Here is a 14,827-nt window from a genome sequence, read left to right on the forward strand (position 1 = left end):
CCGTGGCGGCGGCAAGGTGGTTCATCGTGCGGCCTCCCGCTTGGCGTCCAGCTCGGCCTGCTTGCGGATGCGGTCGGCGATCGGGTCGAGGCCGTGCCGCGCCGTGTACTCGTACAGCCCGACCGCCAGGCAGGTGACCGGGACCTGGATCAGTCCGAGCAGCAGCCCCACGGACAGCCCGCCGGAGACGGTGCCCGTCATGAAGGACGGTGCGAACGCGGACAGGAGCAGGAAGAGCGTGAAGTAGCCGAGCGCGGTGAGCGTGGCGACACGGCGCTGCCAGCGGTAGGCGGTGCGCAGCACCCGCAGGTCGCTGTGCCGGCCGAGGGCCGGGCGGCGCGGGTGCCGGTGTCTTGTCGGCTCCGGCGGTGGTGGCGGCTGCCAGGGATAGGTGCTGTACGAGGGGGAGGAGTTGTAGGGGCGTTGGTGCTCGGGGGACGAGAACGCGTCTGCCATCCCGTTTCTCCTTGCGTGGGCTCGGGTCCGGTGCGGACCGCAGGGAGCTAAGCGACCGGAGCCGCTTGGGGGGTGAGCGACGCACGCTACTCGCAGGTAGCGGGGGATGTGCGGTTTTCTCCAAACTGAGCGGTCGGTATGCGCTTACTGCGCTGACCTGCGGTGTTACCCGCGTTTACGGCCAGGTCCGGCGGCGATCCGTGATGAAAACGTGAGCGACGAACGGGCGTTGTCTGTACAGCAGTTGTGGGACTCGAACAGGACCGGTCGTGAGGCCGGGCTCTCAGTCCTCGGGGTTCGTCAGCACCGGAAAGCGGCGCGGGGCCACCAGCAGCAGGACGAGGAAGGCGAGGGCGGCCGCGCAGGCGGCGCCGAGGTAGACGGTGTGGACGGCGTCGGCGACCGCGTGGCCCAGCGCGTCGGTGGCGCCGCCCGGCTCGTCCAGGGCGCGGGTGACCGAGTCGAGGTCGCCCGCGCCGCCGAGCCGTGCCGCGAGGACACCGTTGGCGACGCCGCCGAAGAGGGCCGCGCCCATCGTCTGCCCGGTCTGGCGGCAGAAGAGGACGGACGCGGTGGCCGTGCCGCGTTCCTCCCAGCCGACGGTCGACTGGACGCCGATGATCAGCGGGAGCTGGAAGAGGCCGAGGGCGCCGCCGAGCAGCAGCATCAGCAGGGCGGGCTGCCACGGCTCGCCCGGGTAGGGCAGGAACGGGAAGGCGAGCAGGAGCAGCGCGGCCGTGCCGATGCCGAGCATCGCGGTGTTGCGGAAGCCGATCCGCCGGTACACGTGCTGGCTGAGCGCGGCGGCCACCGGCCAGCTCAACGTCCATACGGAGAGCACGAATCCGGCGGCGATCGGCGCGAGCCCGAGCACCGCCTGCGCGTACGTCGGCAGGAAGGCCGTCGGCGCGACCATCAGCAACCCCAGCGCGCCCAGGGCGAGATTGACCGCGGCGATCGTGCGCCGCCGCCACACCCAGCCCGGGATGATCGGCTCCGCGGCCCGCCGCTCGACGGCGACGACCACCCCGACCAGCGCAAGTCCCGTACCGAACAGGGCGATCGAGGGGGCGGACAGCCAGGGCCACGCCACCCCGCCCTGCACCAGCGCGGTCAGCAGCACGCCACCGCAGGCGAACACGGCGAGCGCGCCCGCCCAGTCGATGCGCGGCCGGCGCTCGACCGAGCGCCGCGGCTCGTGCAGATGGCGGACGATCAGCCACAGGGCGAGCGCGCCGATGGGCAGGTTGACGAGGAAGATCCAGCGCCAGTCGGCGTACCTCACGAGGACTCCGCCCAGCGCGGGACCCGCGACCGCCGACGTCGCCCACACGGTGGACAGCTTCGCCTGGATCTTCGGGCGCTCCTTCAGTGGGTAGAGATCGGCGGCCAGCGTCTGCACCGTGCCCTGCAGGGCGCCGCCGCCCAGGCCCTGGACGACGCGGAAGGCGATGAGCGCGGCCATGTTCCAGGCGGTCGCGCACAGCAGCGAGCCGATCAGGAAGAGGGCCGCGCCCACCACCAGCACCGGCTTGCGGCCGAAGGTGTCGGAGAGCTTGCCGTACACCGGCAGCGTGACGGTCACGGCGAGCAGATAGCCGGAGAACAGCCAGGAGAAGACGGAGAAGCCGCCGAGGTCACCGACGATCTGCGGTACGGCGGTCGACACGATGGTGGCGTCCAGCGCGGCCAGCCCCATCGCGAGCATGAGCGCGGCGACGACCGCGCGACGGCGCCGGGCCGTGGCCCGGTCCTCCGCCGCCGCGCCGGCCTGCGCGGCCGGTATGTCCGTGTCCCCCTGAGTCACCGGATTCCTCTCGCCGTTACTTTCCCCCTGCATCCATCTCCGCGGACCACCTTCTCACTTGCCCCTCACGCGGCGGGAGGGTGGAGCCTGAGGGGACCGGAGGGTGGACCCGAACCCCGAGAAGTCCTCCACCCGGCGGTGGAGGGCCCCTAGGGGTATCTCCGTACTACGGCTCGGGGAGGGTTCGTACCGGCGGAGGACGAGACGGGGCAGGGGCCGTCCTTAACCTGGCTTTATGCCGCTCGGGGGCGGCATACCGCCCTTGCGGGGGTGGGGTTTTCCCCAGCAAAAGACTGCGCTGAGCACCAGCGCGCGGGGACCCCCGCGGGGACCAGACTCAACGACGTAACCAGCGCACGCGAACCACCCACTGATCGACACACATGAAACATCTGTCGACCGACATAGGAGACTTACCGTGACATCGGCTGTGACCATTCCCAGGCACGGGGGCACTGGAGGGCGTACGGCCGTTGCCGCACGGGCGCGGCAGGTCGTGAAGGCGTACGGGTCCGGTGAGACCCGGGTCGTCGCCCTCGACCACATCGACGTGGACATCGCTCGCGGCCAGTTCACCGCGATCATGGGCCCCTCGGGGTCCGGCAAGTCCACGCTGATGCACTGCCTCGCCGGGCTCGACACCGTGACCGGTGGACAGATCTACCTGGACGAGACCGAGATCACCGGCCTGAAGGACAAGAAGCTCACGCAGCTGCGCCGGGACCGGATCGGCTTCATCTTCCAGGCGTTCAACCTGCTGCCGACGCTCAACGCGTTGGAGAACATCACGCTTCCCATGGACATCGCGGGCCGCAAGCCGGACCAGGGCTGGCTGAACCAGGTCGTCGAGACCGTCGGTCTCAAGGACCGCCTCAAGCACCGGCCCACCCAGCTCTCCGGCGGCCAGCAGCAGCGCGTCGCCGTGGCGCGGGCGCTCGCCGCCCGTCCCGAGATCATCTTCGGCGACGAGCCGACCGGAAACCTCGACTCCCGTGCCGGCGCCGAGGTGCTGGGCTTCCTGCGCAGGTCGGTGGACGAGCTGGGCCAGACCATCGTGATGGTCACGCACGACCCGGTGGCCGCCTCGTACGCGGACCGTGTGCTGTACCTCGCCGACGGCCGGATCGTCGACGAGATGTACCGGCCCACCGCCGACGCCGTCCTGGACCGCATGAAGGACTTCGACGCCCGGGGACGTACGTCATGAGTGCCAACACCGTCCTGAAGACCTCGATGCGCAACTTCTTCGCGCACAAGGGACGCATGGCGCTCTCCGCCGTCGCGGTCCTGCTGTCGGTGGCCTTCGTCTGCGGCACCCTCGTGTTCACCGACACGATGAACACGACCTTCGACAAGCTGTTCGCCGCGACCTCCTCCGACGTCACGGTCCTGCCGAAGGCCGCCAAGAGCGACGACACCCCGCAGAACGGAAAGCCCGAGTCGCTGCCCGCCTCCGTCCTGGAGCAGGCGAAGAAGGCGCAGGGCGTCAAGTCCGCCGAGGGCGCGGTCAGTTCGATGAACGTGACCGTCGTCAACAGCGACAACAAGAACATGGGGTCCAGCAACGGCGCCCCGACCATCGCGGGCAACTGGACGAAGAACGACCTGCGTTCGATGGAGATCACCAAGGGGCACGCCCCGCGCGGTCCCACCGAGGTGATGGTCGACTCCGACACCGCCGACAAGCACCACCTGAAGATGGGTGACGAGCTGCGCACCATCGCCGTCACCGGTGACTTCAAGGCGAGGATCGTCGGCATCGCCGCCTTCAAGGTGACCAACCCCGGTGCCGCCGTCGTCTACTTCGACACCGCCACCTCGCAGCGCGAACTCCTGGGTGCCACCGGCCGGTTCACGCAGATCAACCTCGCCGCCGCGACGGGTGTCTCCGACACGCAGCTCAAGCAGAACGTCTCCCAGACGCTGACCGGGTCGTACAAGATCCAGACGCAGAAGGAGAACGCCGACGAGAACCGCAAGGGCGTCGGCCAGTTCATGAACGTCATCAAGTACGCCATGCTCGGCTTCGCCGGCATCGCGTTCCTGGTCGGCATCTTCCTGATCATCAACACCTTCTCGATGCTCGTCGCCCAGCGCACCCGCGAGATCGGCCTGATGCGGGCCATCGGCTCCTCCCGCAAGCAGATCAACCGCTCCGTGCTGGTCGAGGCGACACTGCTCGGCGTCATCGGCTCGATCCTCGGAGTCGGCGCGGGCGTCGGCATCGCGATCGGCCTGATGAAGCTCATGTCCAAGATGGGCATGAACCTCTCCACCGACGACCTGACGGTGAAGACGGCCACACCGGTCGTCGGCCTGCTCCTCGGCATCGTCGTCACCGTCCTCGCCGCCTACCTCCCCGCCCGCCGCGCGGGCAAGGTCTCCCCGATGGCCGCCCTCCGCGACGCGGGTACGCCGGCCGACGGCAGGGCCGGACTGATACGCGGCCTGATCGGCCTGGTCCTCACCGGCGCGGGCACCGCCGCCCTCTACCTGGCGGCCACTGCCGACAAGGCCAGCGACGGCTCCCTGGTCCTCGGCGCGGGCGTCGTACTGACCCTGCTCGGCTTCGTGATCATCGGCCCGCTCCTCGCGGGCGGCGTGGTCCGCGTGATCAGCGCGGTCCTGCTGCGGATGTTCGGACCCGTAGGCCGGATGGCCGAGCGCAACGCACTGCGCAACCCGCGCCGCACCGGCGCCACCGGCGCGGCCCTGATGATCGGCCTCGCCCTGGTCGCCTGCCTCTCCGTGGTCGGCTCCTCGATGGTCGCCTCGGCCACCGACCAGCTCGACAAGTCGGTCGGCGCGGACTTCATCGTCGAGGGCAACCAGCGGATCGTCCCGCAGGCCGAGAAGGCCATGCAGAACTCGCCCGGCCTCGCGCACGTCACCCGCTACAAGGAGGTCAAGGCCACGCTGACCTCCCCGGACGGCAAGGCCGACACCGGCGGAGTCACCGCCGCCGACCCCACGTACGCCCAGGACCTGCGCCGCGACACGACGGCCGGCAAGCTGACCGACGCCTACGGCAAGGACGCCATGTCGGTCGGCTCCGACTACGCCAAGAAGCACCACGTGAAGGTCGGCGACACCCTGTCCGTCGCCTTCGACGGCGGCCGGACGGCGAAGCTCAAGGTCGCCGCCGTCACGGACGACGACTCGGTCTTCGACCAGGGCGCGCGCTACATCAGCATGGCGACCATGGCGAAGTACGTCCCCAAGAACATGGTCCCGCCGAACGTGATCATGTTCGCCGAGGCCAAGCCGGGACAGGAGAAGCAGGCGTACGCGGCCCTGAAGAAGGCCATGGAGCAGTACCCGCAGTACGACGTCCGCGACCAGACCGACTACAAGCAGGAACTGAAGGACCAGGTCGGCCAGTTGCTGAACATGGTCTACGGCCTCCTCGCCCTGGCGATCATCGTGGCGGTCCTCGGCGTCGTGAACACCCTCGCCCTGTCGGTGGTGGAGCGCACCCGGGAGATCGGCCTGATGCGGGCCATCGGGATGTCGCGCCGCCAGCTGCGCCGCATGATCCGCCTGGAGTCGGTCGTCATCGCCCTCTTCGGCGCCCTGCTCGGCCTCGGCCTGGGCATGGGCTGGGGGGCCACGGCCCAGAAGCTGCTGGCCCTGGAGGGGCTGGGCGTTCTGGAGATCCCCTGGCCGACGATCATCGGGGTCTTCATCGGCTCGGCCTTCGTGGGTCTGTTCGCCGCGCTGGTCCCGGCGTTCCGGGCGGGCCGGATGAACGTACTGAACGCGATCGCCACCGACTGACCACCGTGTACGGGGGTCACGGGGGAACGGGGGACGGGCCCGGCGCCGGAAGCACTGCTTCCGGCGCCGGGCCCGTGCTCGTTCATACGTCGGCCCTCGGCTGCCGCTCCAGGAGCACGTACCCGTGGGTGGCGCCCGCGATGGCGTAGTCGGCGTGCGGGTGGAGCCGGCGGGCGTACGCCTGGATGTTGTGGATCCACTTCGTGGAGTTGTTGATGGCGATGAAGTCCGGGTCGATGTTCCCGGTGTCGCCCAGCCAGAAGACCCGGCAGCGCGAGACGAGCCGGCTGCTCGGCCCGGTGTCGGCCTCCACGCTCGCGCCGTCCGGGACGAGCTTCAGCAGCCGCTCGACGGCGCTCACCTGCTCGGGCGTCCGGTAGGCGGCGGGCTCCGTCATCATGGACAGCGGCAGCGACGTGGTCAGCGCGAGTGCCGCCGCGGCGACGGCGGCGGGCAGATGGAGCGCGTACGAACGCAGCCACGGACGCGCGCTGTAGCGGGCGCGCGCGAGCGCGTCGGCCAGGGCGAGGAAGACAACCGGCATCAGGACCGCGCTGTAGTGCCAGTCCGTGCCCCAGTAGTGCGGTTCGGAGGACAGGAAGCGCCAGCCGAGCGTCGGCAGGGCGGCGATGAGCAGCGGGGAACGCAGGGCGAGCAGCCCGGTGGTGGGGACCAACAGCCAGGCGAGGGTGCGGAGTTTGGTGTCCAGACCGTCGAGGGGGCCCTGCGCGTCGCGCACCTTGTCCCAGTAGCCGTAGGCGTCCGCGGTGTTGAAGGCCGGTATCACCACGGTGAGGGTGACGACCGTGGCGAGGACGCCGAGGACCGCGACGCCGAGCGCGGCCGACGCCGTACGCCGGGACGCGCGGCGGGAGCGTACGGCGACGACCAGGGCGATCGCGGCCACCGTCAGCCCCAGGTCCTCCTTGACCAGTACCAGCGGGAGGGCCCAGCCCAGGGCGGCCCCCCACCGTCGCCGCAGGACGGCCTCCAGGGCGAACGCGATCAGCGGAAGGGCGAAGCAGATCTCGTGGAAGTCGAAGTCGACGGCACGCTGGACACCCCACGACAGCCCGTACGCGACACCGAGCGCGAGTCCGCGGCCGCGCCCGAGGAGCCCTGCCGCGCCTCGCGTGACGGGCACGGCGGACAGTGCGAACAGCGCGGCCTGGGCGAGAAGCAGCGTGACGGGCGTGGGGAAGAGCCGGTAGAACGGCGCCAGCAGGGCGGTGACCGGGCTGAAGTGGTCGCCCAGAAGGTTGAAGCCGGGCCCCTTGAGGTCGGCGACCGGCGCCCGCAGATGGGCGTAGGAGCGCACGGCCTGCTCGAAGATGCCCAGATCCCAGGACTTCGTCGCCAGATGCCGGTAGCGGGCGACGGACAGCGCCGCGTACGCGGAGAACAGCAGCGCGGCCAGGATCCAGGGGTCCCGCCGGCCGGGTCGGGGGCGCCGGTCACGCGAGGCAGGCGTGACCGGCGCCGGTATGAGACGGGCCGGCGAGGGTGCGACCGCTTCGGTGAGGGCTCCGTGCACGAGAGGGTCCTTGGGTTGTCATTCAGCCCGTCCGGCGTTTGAGGACGAGCGCGAAGCGCGATGCAGGGGGAAAGGGGGCGCAGCCCCCAGGACAAAGGGACGGGCAGGGGCGGAGGGGGCGAAAACCGCTGGGCCCCCGCACCCGCGCCGGCCGCCCGGCACGGGCCCACGTTATCCACAGCCCCCGGCAGCCACGCCCGAGGCGTCGTACGCTGGAGACCCCCCGGCCCGTGACACGAGTCGGGCGGTTCGCGTTGCCCACCCCCGGACGGGAAAACCCTTCATGAGCCTGCACGGTCTGCTCGACGCCGTCGTCAAGGACGCCGCACTCGCGGAAGCGGTGAAGGCTGCCACCGACGGCAACCGGATGCACATCGATCTGGTCGGCCCGCCAGCGGCCCGCCCCTTCGCCGTGGCCGCGCTCGCCCGGCAGGCGGGCCGCACCGTCCTCGCCGTGACGGCGACGGGCCGCGAGGCGGAGGACCTGGCGGCGGCGCTGCGCTCCCTGCTGCCGGCCGACACCGTCGCGGAGTATCCGTCCTGGGAGACCCTTCCGCACGAGCGGCTCTCGCCGCGCAGCGACACCGTCGGCCGCCGCCTCGCGGTGCTGCGCCGCCTCGCCCACCCGAGGCCCGACGACCCCGAGACCGGCCCGGTCTCCGTCGTCGTCGCCCCCGTCCGCTCGGTGCTCCAGCCGCAGGTCAAGGGCTTGGGTGACCTGGAGCCGGTGGCCCTGCGCACGGGCCAGAGCGCCGACCTGGGCGAGATCGTCGCAGCGCTCGCGGCAGCCGCGTACTCCCGGGTCGAGCTTGTCGAGAAGCGCGGCGAGTTCGCGGTCCGCGGCGGGATCCTCGATGTCTTCCCGCCCACCGAGGAGCACCCGCTGCGCGTGGAGTTCTGGGGCGACGACGTCGAGGAGATCCGCTACTTCAAGGTCGCCGACCAGCGCTCCCTGGAAGTCGCCGACCACGGCCTGTGGGCGCCGCCCTGCCGCGAACTGCTGCTCACCGATGACGTACGGCAGCGGGCCGCGGCCCTCGCCGAGGCCCACCCGGAGCTGGGTGAACTGCTCGGGAAGATCGCCGAGGGCATCGCCGTGGAAGGCATGGAGTCGCTGGCTCCGGTCCTCGTCGACGACATGGAGCTGCTGATCGACGTCCTCCCGAAGGGCTCGATGGCCGTCGTCTGCGACCCGGAGCGGGTGCGCACGCGCGCGGCGGACCTGGTGGCGACGTCGCAGGAGTTCCTCCAGGCGTCCTGGGCGGCCACGGCGGGCGGCGGCGAGGCCCCGATCGACGTCGGCGCGGCCTCCCTCTGGTCGATCGCGGACGTCCGGGACCGGGCCCGCGAGCTGGACATGATGTGGTGGTCGGTGTCGCCGTTCGCCGCCGACGAGGAGCTCGACGCAGACACGCTGAAGCTCGGCATGCACGCGCCCGAGACGTACCGCGGCGACACGGCGAAGGCCCTCGCCGACACGAAGGGCTGGCTCGCCGACAGCTGGCGGACGGTGTTCGTGACGGAGGCGCACGGCCCGGCCGCCCGTACCGTCGAGGTGCTGGGCGGCGAGGGCATCGCGGCCCGCCTCGAAACGGATCTCGCGGAGATCTCCCCGTCGGTCGTGCACGTCGCGTGCGGCTCCATCGACTACGGCTTCGTGGACCCGGCGCTCAAGCTCGCCGTCCTCACGGAGACCGACCTCACCGGCCAGAAGGCGGCCGGCAAGGACGGCGCCCGCATGCCCGCCCGCCGCCGCAAGACCATCGACCCGCTGACCCTCGAAGCGGGCGACTACATCGTCCACGAGGGCCACGGAGTCGGCCGCTACGTCGAGATGGTGCAGCGCACGGTCCAGGGCGCGACCCGCGAGTACCTGGTCGTGGAGTACGCGCCCGCCAAGCGCGGCCAGCCCGGCGACCGCCTCTACATCCCGACCGACCAGCTGGAACAGATCACCAAGTACGTGGGCGGCGAGGCCCCCACCCTCCACCGCCTCGGCGGCGCGGACTGGACGAAGACCAAGGCGCGCGCCAAGAAGGCCGTCAAGGAGATCGCCGCCGACCTGATCAAGCTCTACAGCGCGCGCATGGCGGCGCCCGGACACGCGTTCGGCTCGGACACCCCCTGGCAGCGCGAGCTGGAGGACGCCTTCCCGTACGCGGAGACGCCCGACCAGCTCACCACCATCGCCGAGGTCAAGGACGACATGGAGAAGACGGTCCCGATGGACCGCCTGATCTGCGGCGACGTGGGCTACGGCAAGACGGAGATCGCGGTACGCGCAGCCTTCAAGGCCGTGCAGGACGGCAAGCAGGTCGCCGTCCTCGTACCGACCACGCTGCTGGTGCAGCAGCACTTCGGGACGTTCAGCGAGCGGTACTCCCAATTCCCGGTCAACGTGCGGGCGTTGAGCCGCTTCCAGACGGACACGGAGGCGAAGGGCACCCTGGAGGGTCTGCGCGAGGGGGCGGTGGACGTCGTCATCGGCACGCACCGGCTGTTCTCGTCCGAGACGAAGTTCAAGGACCTCGGCCTGGTCATCGTCGACGAGGAGCAGCGCTTCGGCGTCGAGCACAAGGAGCAGCTGAAGAAGCTCCGCGCGAACGTGGACGTGCTGACCATGTCGGCGACCCCGATCCCCCGCACGCTGGAGATGGCGGTGACGGGCATCCGCGAGATGTCCACCATCACCACCCCGCCGGAGGAGCGCCACCCGGTGCTCACCTTCGTCGGCCCGTACGAGGAGAAGCAGATCGGTGCGGCGATCCGCCGTGAACTCCTGCGCGAGGGCCAGGTCTTCTACATCCACAACCGCGTCGAATCGATCGACCGGGCGGCCGCGCGACTGCGCGAGATCGTCCCCGAGGCACGCATCGCGACCGCGCACGGCCAGATGTCCGAGCAGACCCTGGAGCAGGTCGTCGTCGACTTCTGGGAGAAGAAGTACGACGTCCTCGTCTCCACGACCATCGTCGAGTCGGGCATCGACATCTCCAACGCCAACACGCTCATCGTGGAGCGCGGCGACAACTTCGGCCTCTCCCAACTGCACCAGCTGCGCGGGCGGGTCGGGCGAGGCCGGGAGCGCGGTTACGCCTACTTCCTGTACCCGCCGGAGAAGCCGCTGACGGAGACGGCGCACGAGCGGCTCGCGACCATCGCCCAGCACACGGAGATGGGCGCGGGCATGTACGTCGCCATGAAGGACCTCGAGATCCGCGGCGCGGGCAACCTCCTCGGCGGCGAGCAGTCCGGCCACATCGCGGGCGTCGGCTTCGACCTGTACGTCCGCATGGTCGGCGAGGCCGTCGCGGACTACCGGGCGTCGCTGGAGGGCGGTGTGGAGGAGGAGCCGCCGCTCGAGGTCAAGATCGAACTGCCGGTCGACGCGCACGTCCCCCACGACTACGCGCCCGGCGAGCGGCTCAGGCTGCAGGCCTACCGCTCCATCGCCTCCGCCAACACGGAGGAGGACATCAAGTCCGTACGCGAGGAACTGACCGACCGCTACGGCAAGTTGCCCGAGCCGGTGGAGAACCTGCTGCTCGTCGCCGGGCTCCGGATGCTCGCCCGGGCGTGCGGCGTCGGCGAGATCGTGCTGCAGGGCACCAACATCCGCTTCGCACCGGTGGAGCTGCGGGAGTCGCAGGAGCTGCGGCTGAAGCGGCTGTACCCCGGCACCGTCATCAAGCCGGCCGCACACCAGGTGCTCGTGCCGCGCCCGAAGACGGCGAAGGTGGGCGGGAAGCCCTTGGTCGGACGGGAGTTGCTGGGGTGGACGGGGGAGTTCCTGGCTTCGGTTCTCGGGTCTTAGGCGGTCACGGGCGGTCGTAGGCGCTCGTGGGTCGTCGTAGGCGGTCATGGGCAGTCGTAGGCAGTCGTGGGTGGTCGTGGGTGTAGTAGGTCATCGTGGGCGGTAGTTGGTCGTCGTACAGGTCGTAGAGGGCTGGTGGGGAGCTTCGGGCGTGCGGATCGGTGAGCTGGCGCGGGTGACGGGGGCGAGCCCGCGCGCCCTGCGCCACTACGAGGAGGCGGGCCTCATCGACGCCCGGCGCGCGGCGAACGGCTACCGCCTGTACGACGAGGGGACCGTCACGCGCGTCCGTAACATCCGCCACCTCCTGGTCGGCGGCCTCACCGTCGACGACGTACGCGCCTTCCTGCCCTGCCTGGACGGCGACATCACCGCCGGGACCATGTCCGCCAAGGCGCTTCAGGTCGCCCTCAAGCGCCTTGCGGTCATCGACGAACGCATCGCGGCGCAGACGGCGGTCAGGGAGCGGCTCGCGGCGGCTCTGCGGGAGGCGGGGGCGGCGGGTCTCGGTCAGGGGTGAGGGGGCTCGGTCGGGGGCGTGTCGTCGGCTTCCGCTCCTCAGCTGACGACGGCTCCGCCGTCCACCGGGAGAACGACTCCGGTGACGAACGAGGCGCCGGGCGAGGCCAGTTGGGTGATCGCCCAAGCCACCTCTTCAGGACGGCCGACGCGGCCCAGGGGGAGGTGGTCGAGCTGCCACTTCCGGATCGCGGCGCGCTGCTCGGGGGTGTACGCCGCGTGGTCGGCGATGGGCGTCTCGATCGGGCCGGGGGCCACGGCCGCCACCCGGATCCCGCGCGGCGCGAGTTCGACGGCCCAGCTCCGGGTGAGCGTGTCCAGGGCCGCCTTGCCTGCCGCGTACAGGGAGTTGCCCGGCCAGCCGCGCTGCCCGATCGCGGTCGTCACGTTCACGACGACGCCGCGGCTGTCCTCCAGGGCGGGCAGCGCCGCCTGCGTGAGAAGGACCGGGGCGATGAGGTTGGTGGCGAGCAGGGGCTGGACCGAGGCGCGGGTGTAGGTGGCCAGGGAGTCGCTGCCCGTGATGCCCGCGTTGTTGACCAGGACATCCAGCCGTCCGTGGGTGTCGAGGACAGTGCGGACGATGTGGGCGGGGCCGTCCTCGGCGGTGATGTCGGCGACGAGCGGGGTGATCAACTCCGGGTCGTGCGCGGCGGTTTCGGCCAGCGGGCCGGGCCTGCGGCCGACGGCGACGACGCGCGCCCCCTCCGCGGCGAAGGCGTGGGCGGCGGCGCGACCGATGCCGGTACCGGCTCCGGTGATGAGGACGGTGCGGGTTTCGGGGCGGGGTTCGGTCTCCGTGGTGGTGTCCATGGGGAGATCGTCGGACCCTGCCGCCAGTGTCAGGGTCAAGCGGTTGAGGGCGCGGGTCGAGGCCGGGGTCGGGGGCGGGGCCGGATCTGCGGCCGGAGAGCGGTGCCGCGCGGTGCCGCCGAAGAGGGAAGGGGAAGCCCCCCGCGGGAGGTTGGTTCCCGCGAGGGGCCTCTGTTCCCTGCATTGGGTTCTGTCGGCTGGATGCCTCCGTGCGTCTCCGGTTACGGCTGTTCGGGCCTGTCGCGGTCCATGCCCAGCGCGCCTTCTGCCCGCTGCTGCGCGTCGTCGACCTTGTCCGCGTACTTGTCGCCCGTCTTGTCGTTGATTTTCTGTTCCCCGGCGTCGGACATGTCCTTGGCCTTGTCCTGCGCCTGGTTCTTGAATCTGTCGAAGATGCCCATCCAGAGCTCCTTCCGGAGGTGAGTCACCACCGACCATACGCCCGGCGTGCACCTATTGCCCGTTGAGGGGTGGTATGGGGGAGGGGTGCGGGCGGCTACGGTGGGCAGCAGGGGAGAGGCACGCCCGTACAGGGCGGTCCCGGGGAGGCAAGGGGAGGGACGTCGTGGCGCGTCTGAGGAGTGGGGTGGCCCTTGCCGCTCTGCTGGTGCTCACCATCAGCGGCTGTACGGAGGAGACCACGGGGTCCGCGGGCCCGCAGGAGTCGGGGGCCGGCGGCGCCGCCCTCACCGCGGCGGACTCGCTGACGGTCAAGGGCCGGGCCCCCAAGACGGGTTACAGCAGGGAGCGGTTCGGCAGTGCCTGGGCGGACACCGACTCCAACAGCTGCGACACACGGGACGACATACTCAAGCGGGATCTGAAGGACGTGAAGTTCACCAGCGGGAAGTGCAGGGTCCGCTCCGGCCTGCTGGATCCCGACCCGTACAGCGGCAAGAACGTCACGTTCACCCGGGGCCGCAGCGAGGTGGACATAGACCACCTCATCGCCCTCTCGGACGCCTGGCAGAAGGGCGCCAAGTACTGGGACGCCGGCAAGCGCATCGCCCTGGCCAACGACCCGCTCAACCTCCTCGCCGTCGGCGCCACCCCCAACCGCAGCAAGGGCGACGGTGACACGGCGACCTGGCTCCCGCCGAACAAGGCGTACCGCTGCACGTATGTGGCCGCGCAGGTGGCCGTGAAGAAGAAGTACGGGCTGTGGGTCACGGCGGCGGAGAAGGCCGCGATGAAGAAGGTCCTGATCACCTGCCCCGGCCAGCGACTCCCCTCCGGCGGCAACCCGACACAGGCGCCGAAGCGGTTCCACGCGAACTGAGGCGCGGACACGCCGTGTACGTCGAGCCCAAGGTGTGGGTGCGGCACACCCTTTGAGCTCGACGTGCACGGCTGGGTCAGCGGCCGAGCTTGTCCAGGTCGAGGACCTTGCCGCTGGGGGCGTTGGCCGGGACCGGCTTGTTGTAGTCGGTGAAGGTGAGAGTCCCGGGGTCCTTGGCGGACTTGCTGTCGATCCGCAGCAGGTAGGGCTTTCCCCGGGTGGCCACGTAGAGGGTGTAGCTGTCCTTGCCGTCCTTCTCGTGGAGGACGATCGCCGGGGTGCCGTCGACCGTGGTGGTCCTGCCGCGGGTCGCGTCGGAGTTCACGTCCGTGGCGTCGGCGAGCACCGTGTCGAGGTCGCAGAAGCTCGCGATGTCCTTGGCATCCGAGCCGGTCGCGGCCATCTTGGTCCACTTGCCGGCCATCATCTTCACGACCGCGTCGGTCTCCTCCTTGGAGTCGCCGCCGGCCTGGTCGCGCAGGAACTCCTCGTCGTACTTCGCGTAGAGGGTGTCCCCGGTCTTGATGAGGTCGGCCTTGCCCTTGCCGCCCATGCTCATCGTTCCGGCGCACTCGCCCTTCTTGTCGAGGGCCATGTCGATCCGGATCGTGCCCCCGGACTCGTCGTCGGGGACGTCGCCCTTCATGCGGAGCGACGAGGCGCCGGTGGTGGCCTTCACGGACCGGTCGGCGATCTCGCCCCCGCTGAGCCCGGCGAACGGGCCCTTCGGCTTGTCCTCGCCGGACATGCAGCCGGTGAGGGACGCAGTGGCCGCGGCGGCGAGGCAGAGGGCGGCAAGTGCGGTGCGACGCATGAGAGTTCCTTGTG

The 14,827-nt window shown here is 70.6% G+C and carries 11 protein-coding genes; 5 read left to right on the plus strand and 6 right to left on the minus strand.

What is annotated here, in order from left to right; genetic code table 11:
- Positions 1-21 precede the first annotated feature (21 nt).
- Positions 22-456 carry a DUF485 domain-containing protein gene (locus AB5J56_RS26585; RefSeq protein ID WP_369235706.1) on the minus strand — a complete coding sequence of 145 codons (435 nt, stop codon included), beginning with the start codon at positions 454-456 and terminating at the stop codon, positions 22-24.
- A 283-nt stretch (positions 457-739) separates the two neighbouring features.
- Positions 740-2,242: an MFS transporter gene (locus tag AB5J56_RS26590; RefSeq protein ID WP_369242799.1), complete on the minus strand. Its 1,503-nt coding sequence runs from the start codon at positions 2,240-2,242 to the stop codon at positions 740-742.
- Between the two features lie 439 nt (positions 2,243-2,681).
- Here AB5J56_RS26590 and AB5J56_RS26595 point away from each other — a divergent pair, with 439 nt between their 5' ends.
- The gene (locus tag AB5J56_RS26595; RefSeq protein ID WP_369235708.1) at positions 2,682-3,470 is read left to right on the plus strand and encodes an ABC transporter ATP-binding protein; all 789 of its coding nucleotides are present in this window, start codon (positions 2,682-2,684) and stop codon (positions 3,468-3,470) included.
- Positions 3,467-6,040, plus strand: coding sequence for an ABC transporter permease (locus tag AB5J56_RS26600; RefSeq protein ID WP_369235710.1), 2,574 nt, complete (start codon positions 3,467-3,469; stop codon positions 6,038-6,040). The genes AB5J56_RS26595 and AB5J56_RS26600 overlap by 4 nt, the downstream gene beginning before the upstream one ends.
- An 82-nt stretch (positions 6,041-6,122) precedes the next feature.
- On the opposite strand, the gene AB5J56_RS26605 is transcribed toward AB5J56_RS26600, so the two are convergent.
- Entirely contained in the window at positions 6,123-7,526 is a 1,404-nt protein-coding gene (locus tag AB5J56_RS26605) for a DUF2079 domain-containing protein (protein ID WP_369242801.1), read from the minus strand.
- A gap of 331 nt (positions 7,527-7,857) precedes the next feature.
- Between AB5J56_RS26605 and mfd the strand changes: the two genes are divergently transcribed.
- On the plus strand, positions 7,858-11,388 hold the full coding sequence (gene mfd, locus AB5J56_RS26610; RefSeq protein ID WP_369235712.1) for a transcription-repair coupling factor: 3,531 nt from the start codon (positions 7,858-7,860) through the stop codon (positions 11,386-11,388).
- Positions 11,389-11,539: 151 nt separating this feature from the next.
- Positions 11,540-11,908: a MerR family transcriptional regulator gene (locus tag AB5J56_RS26615; protein WP_369235714.1), complete on the plus strand. Its 369-nt coding sequence runs from the start codon at positions 11,540-11,542 to the stop codon at positions 11,906-11,908.
- 38 nt (positions 11,909-11,946) lie between these two features.
- Here AB5J56_RS26615 and AB5J56_RS26620 read toward each other — a convergent pair whose 3' ends face one another.
- Entirely contained in the window at positions 11,947-12,720 is a 774-nt protein-coding gene (locus AB5J56_RS26620) for an SDR family NAD(P)-dependent oxidoreductase (RefSeq protein WP_369235716.1), read from the minus strand.
- A gap of 221 nt (positions 12,721-12,941) precedes the next feature.
- Positions 12,942-13,121: an antitoxin gene (locus AB5J56_RS26625; RefSeq protein ID WP_369235718.1), complete on the minus strand. Its 180-nt coding sequence runs from the start codon at positions 13,119-13,121 to the stop codon at positions 12,942-12,944.
- A 164-nt stretch (positions 13,122-13,285) separates the two neighbouring features.
- On the opposite strand from AB5J56_RS26625, the gene AB5J56_RS26630 reads away from it, so the two are divergent.
- On the plus strand, positions 13,286-13,999 hold the full coding sequence (locus AB5J56_RS26630) for an HNH endonuclease family protein (protein WP_369235720.1): 714 nt from the start codon (positions 13,286-13,288) through the stop codon (positions 13,997-13,999).
- A gap of 76 nt (positions 14,000-14,075) precedes the next feature.
- Here AB5J56_RS26630 and AB5J56_RS26635 read toward each other — a convergent pair whose 3' ends face one another.
- Positions 14,076-14,813, minus strand: a complete 738-nt coding sequence (locus AB5J56_RS26635) for a hypothetical protein (RefSeq protein ID WP_369235722.1) — start codon at positions 14,811-14,813, stop codon at positions 14,076-14,078.
- Positions 14,814-14,827: the final 14 nt, after the last annotated feature.

Source organism: Streptomyces sp. R21 (assembly GCF_041051975.1).
Classification (GTDB): Bacteria; Actinomycetota; Actinomycetes; order Streptomycetales; family Streptomycetaceae; genus Streptomyces.

Coding starts and splice junctions, on each gene's coding strand:
- AB5J56_RS26585 (WP_369235706.1), bottom strand. CDS start 456: ATGGCAGACGCGTTCTCGTCCCCCGAGCACCAACGCCCCTACAACTCC.
- AB5J56_RS26600 (WP_369235710.1), top strand. CDS start 3,467: ATGAGTGCCAACACCGTCCTGAAGACCTCGATGCGCAACTTCTTCGCG.
- mfd (WP_369235712.1), top strand. CDS start 7,858: ATGAGCCTGCACGGTCTGCTCGACGCCGTCGTCAAGGACGCCGCACTC.
- AB5J56_RS26620 (WP_369235716.1), bottom strand. CDS start 12,720: ATGGACACCACCACGGAGACCGAACCCCGCCCCGAAACCCGCACCGTC.
- AB5J56_RS26625 (WP_369235718.1), bottom strand. CDS start 13,121: ATGGGCATCTTCGACAGATTCAAGAACCAGGCGCAGGACAAGGCCAAG.
- AB5J56_RS26635 (WP_369235722.1), bottom strand. CDS start 14,813: ATGCGTCGCACCGCACTTGCCGCCCTCTGCCTCGCCGCCGCGGCCACT.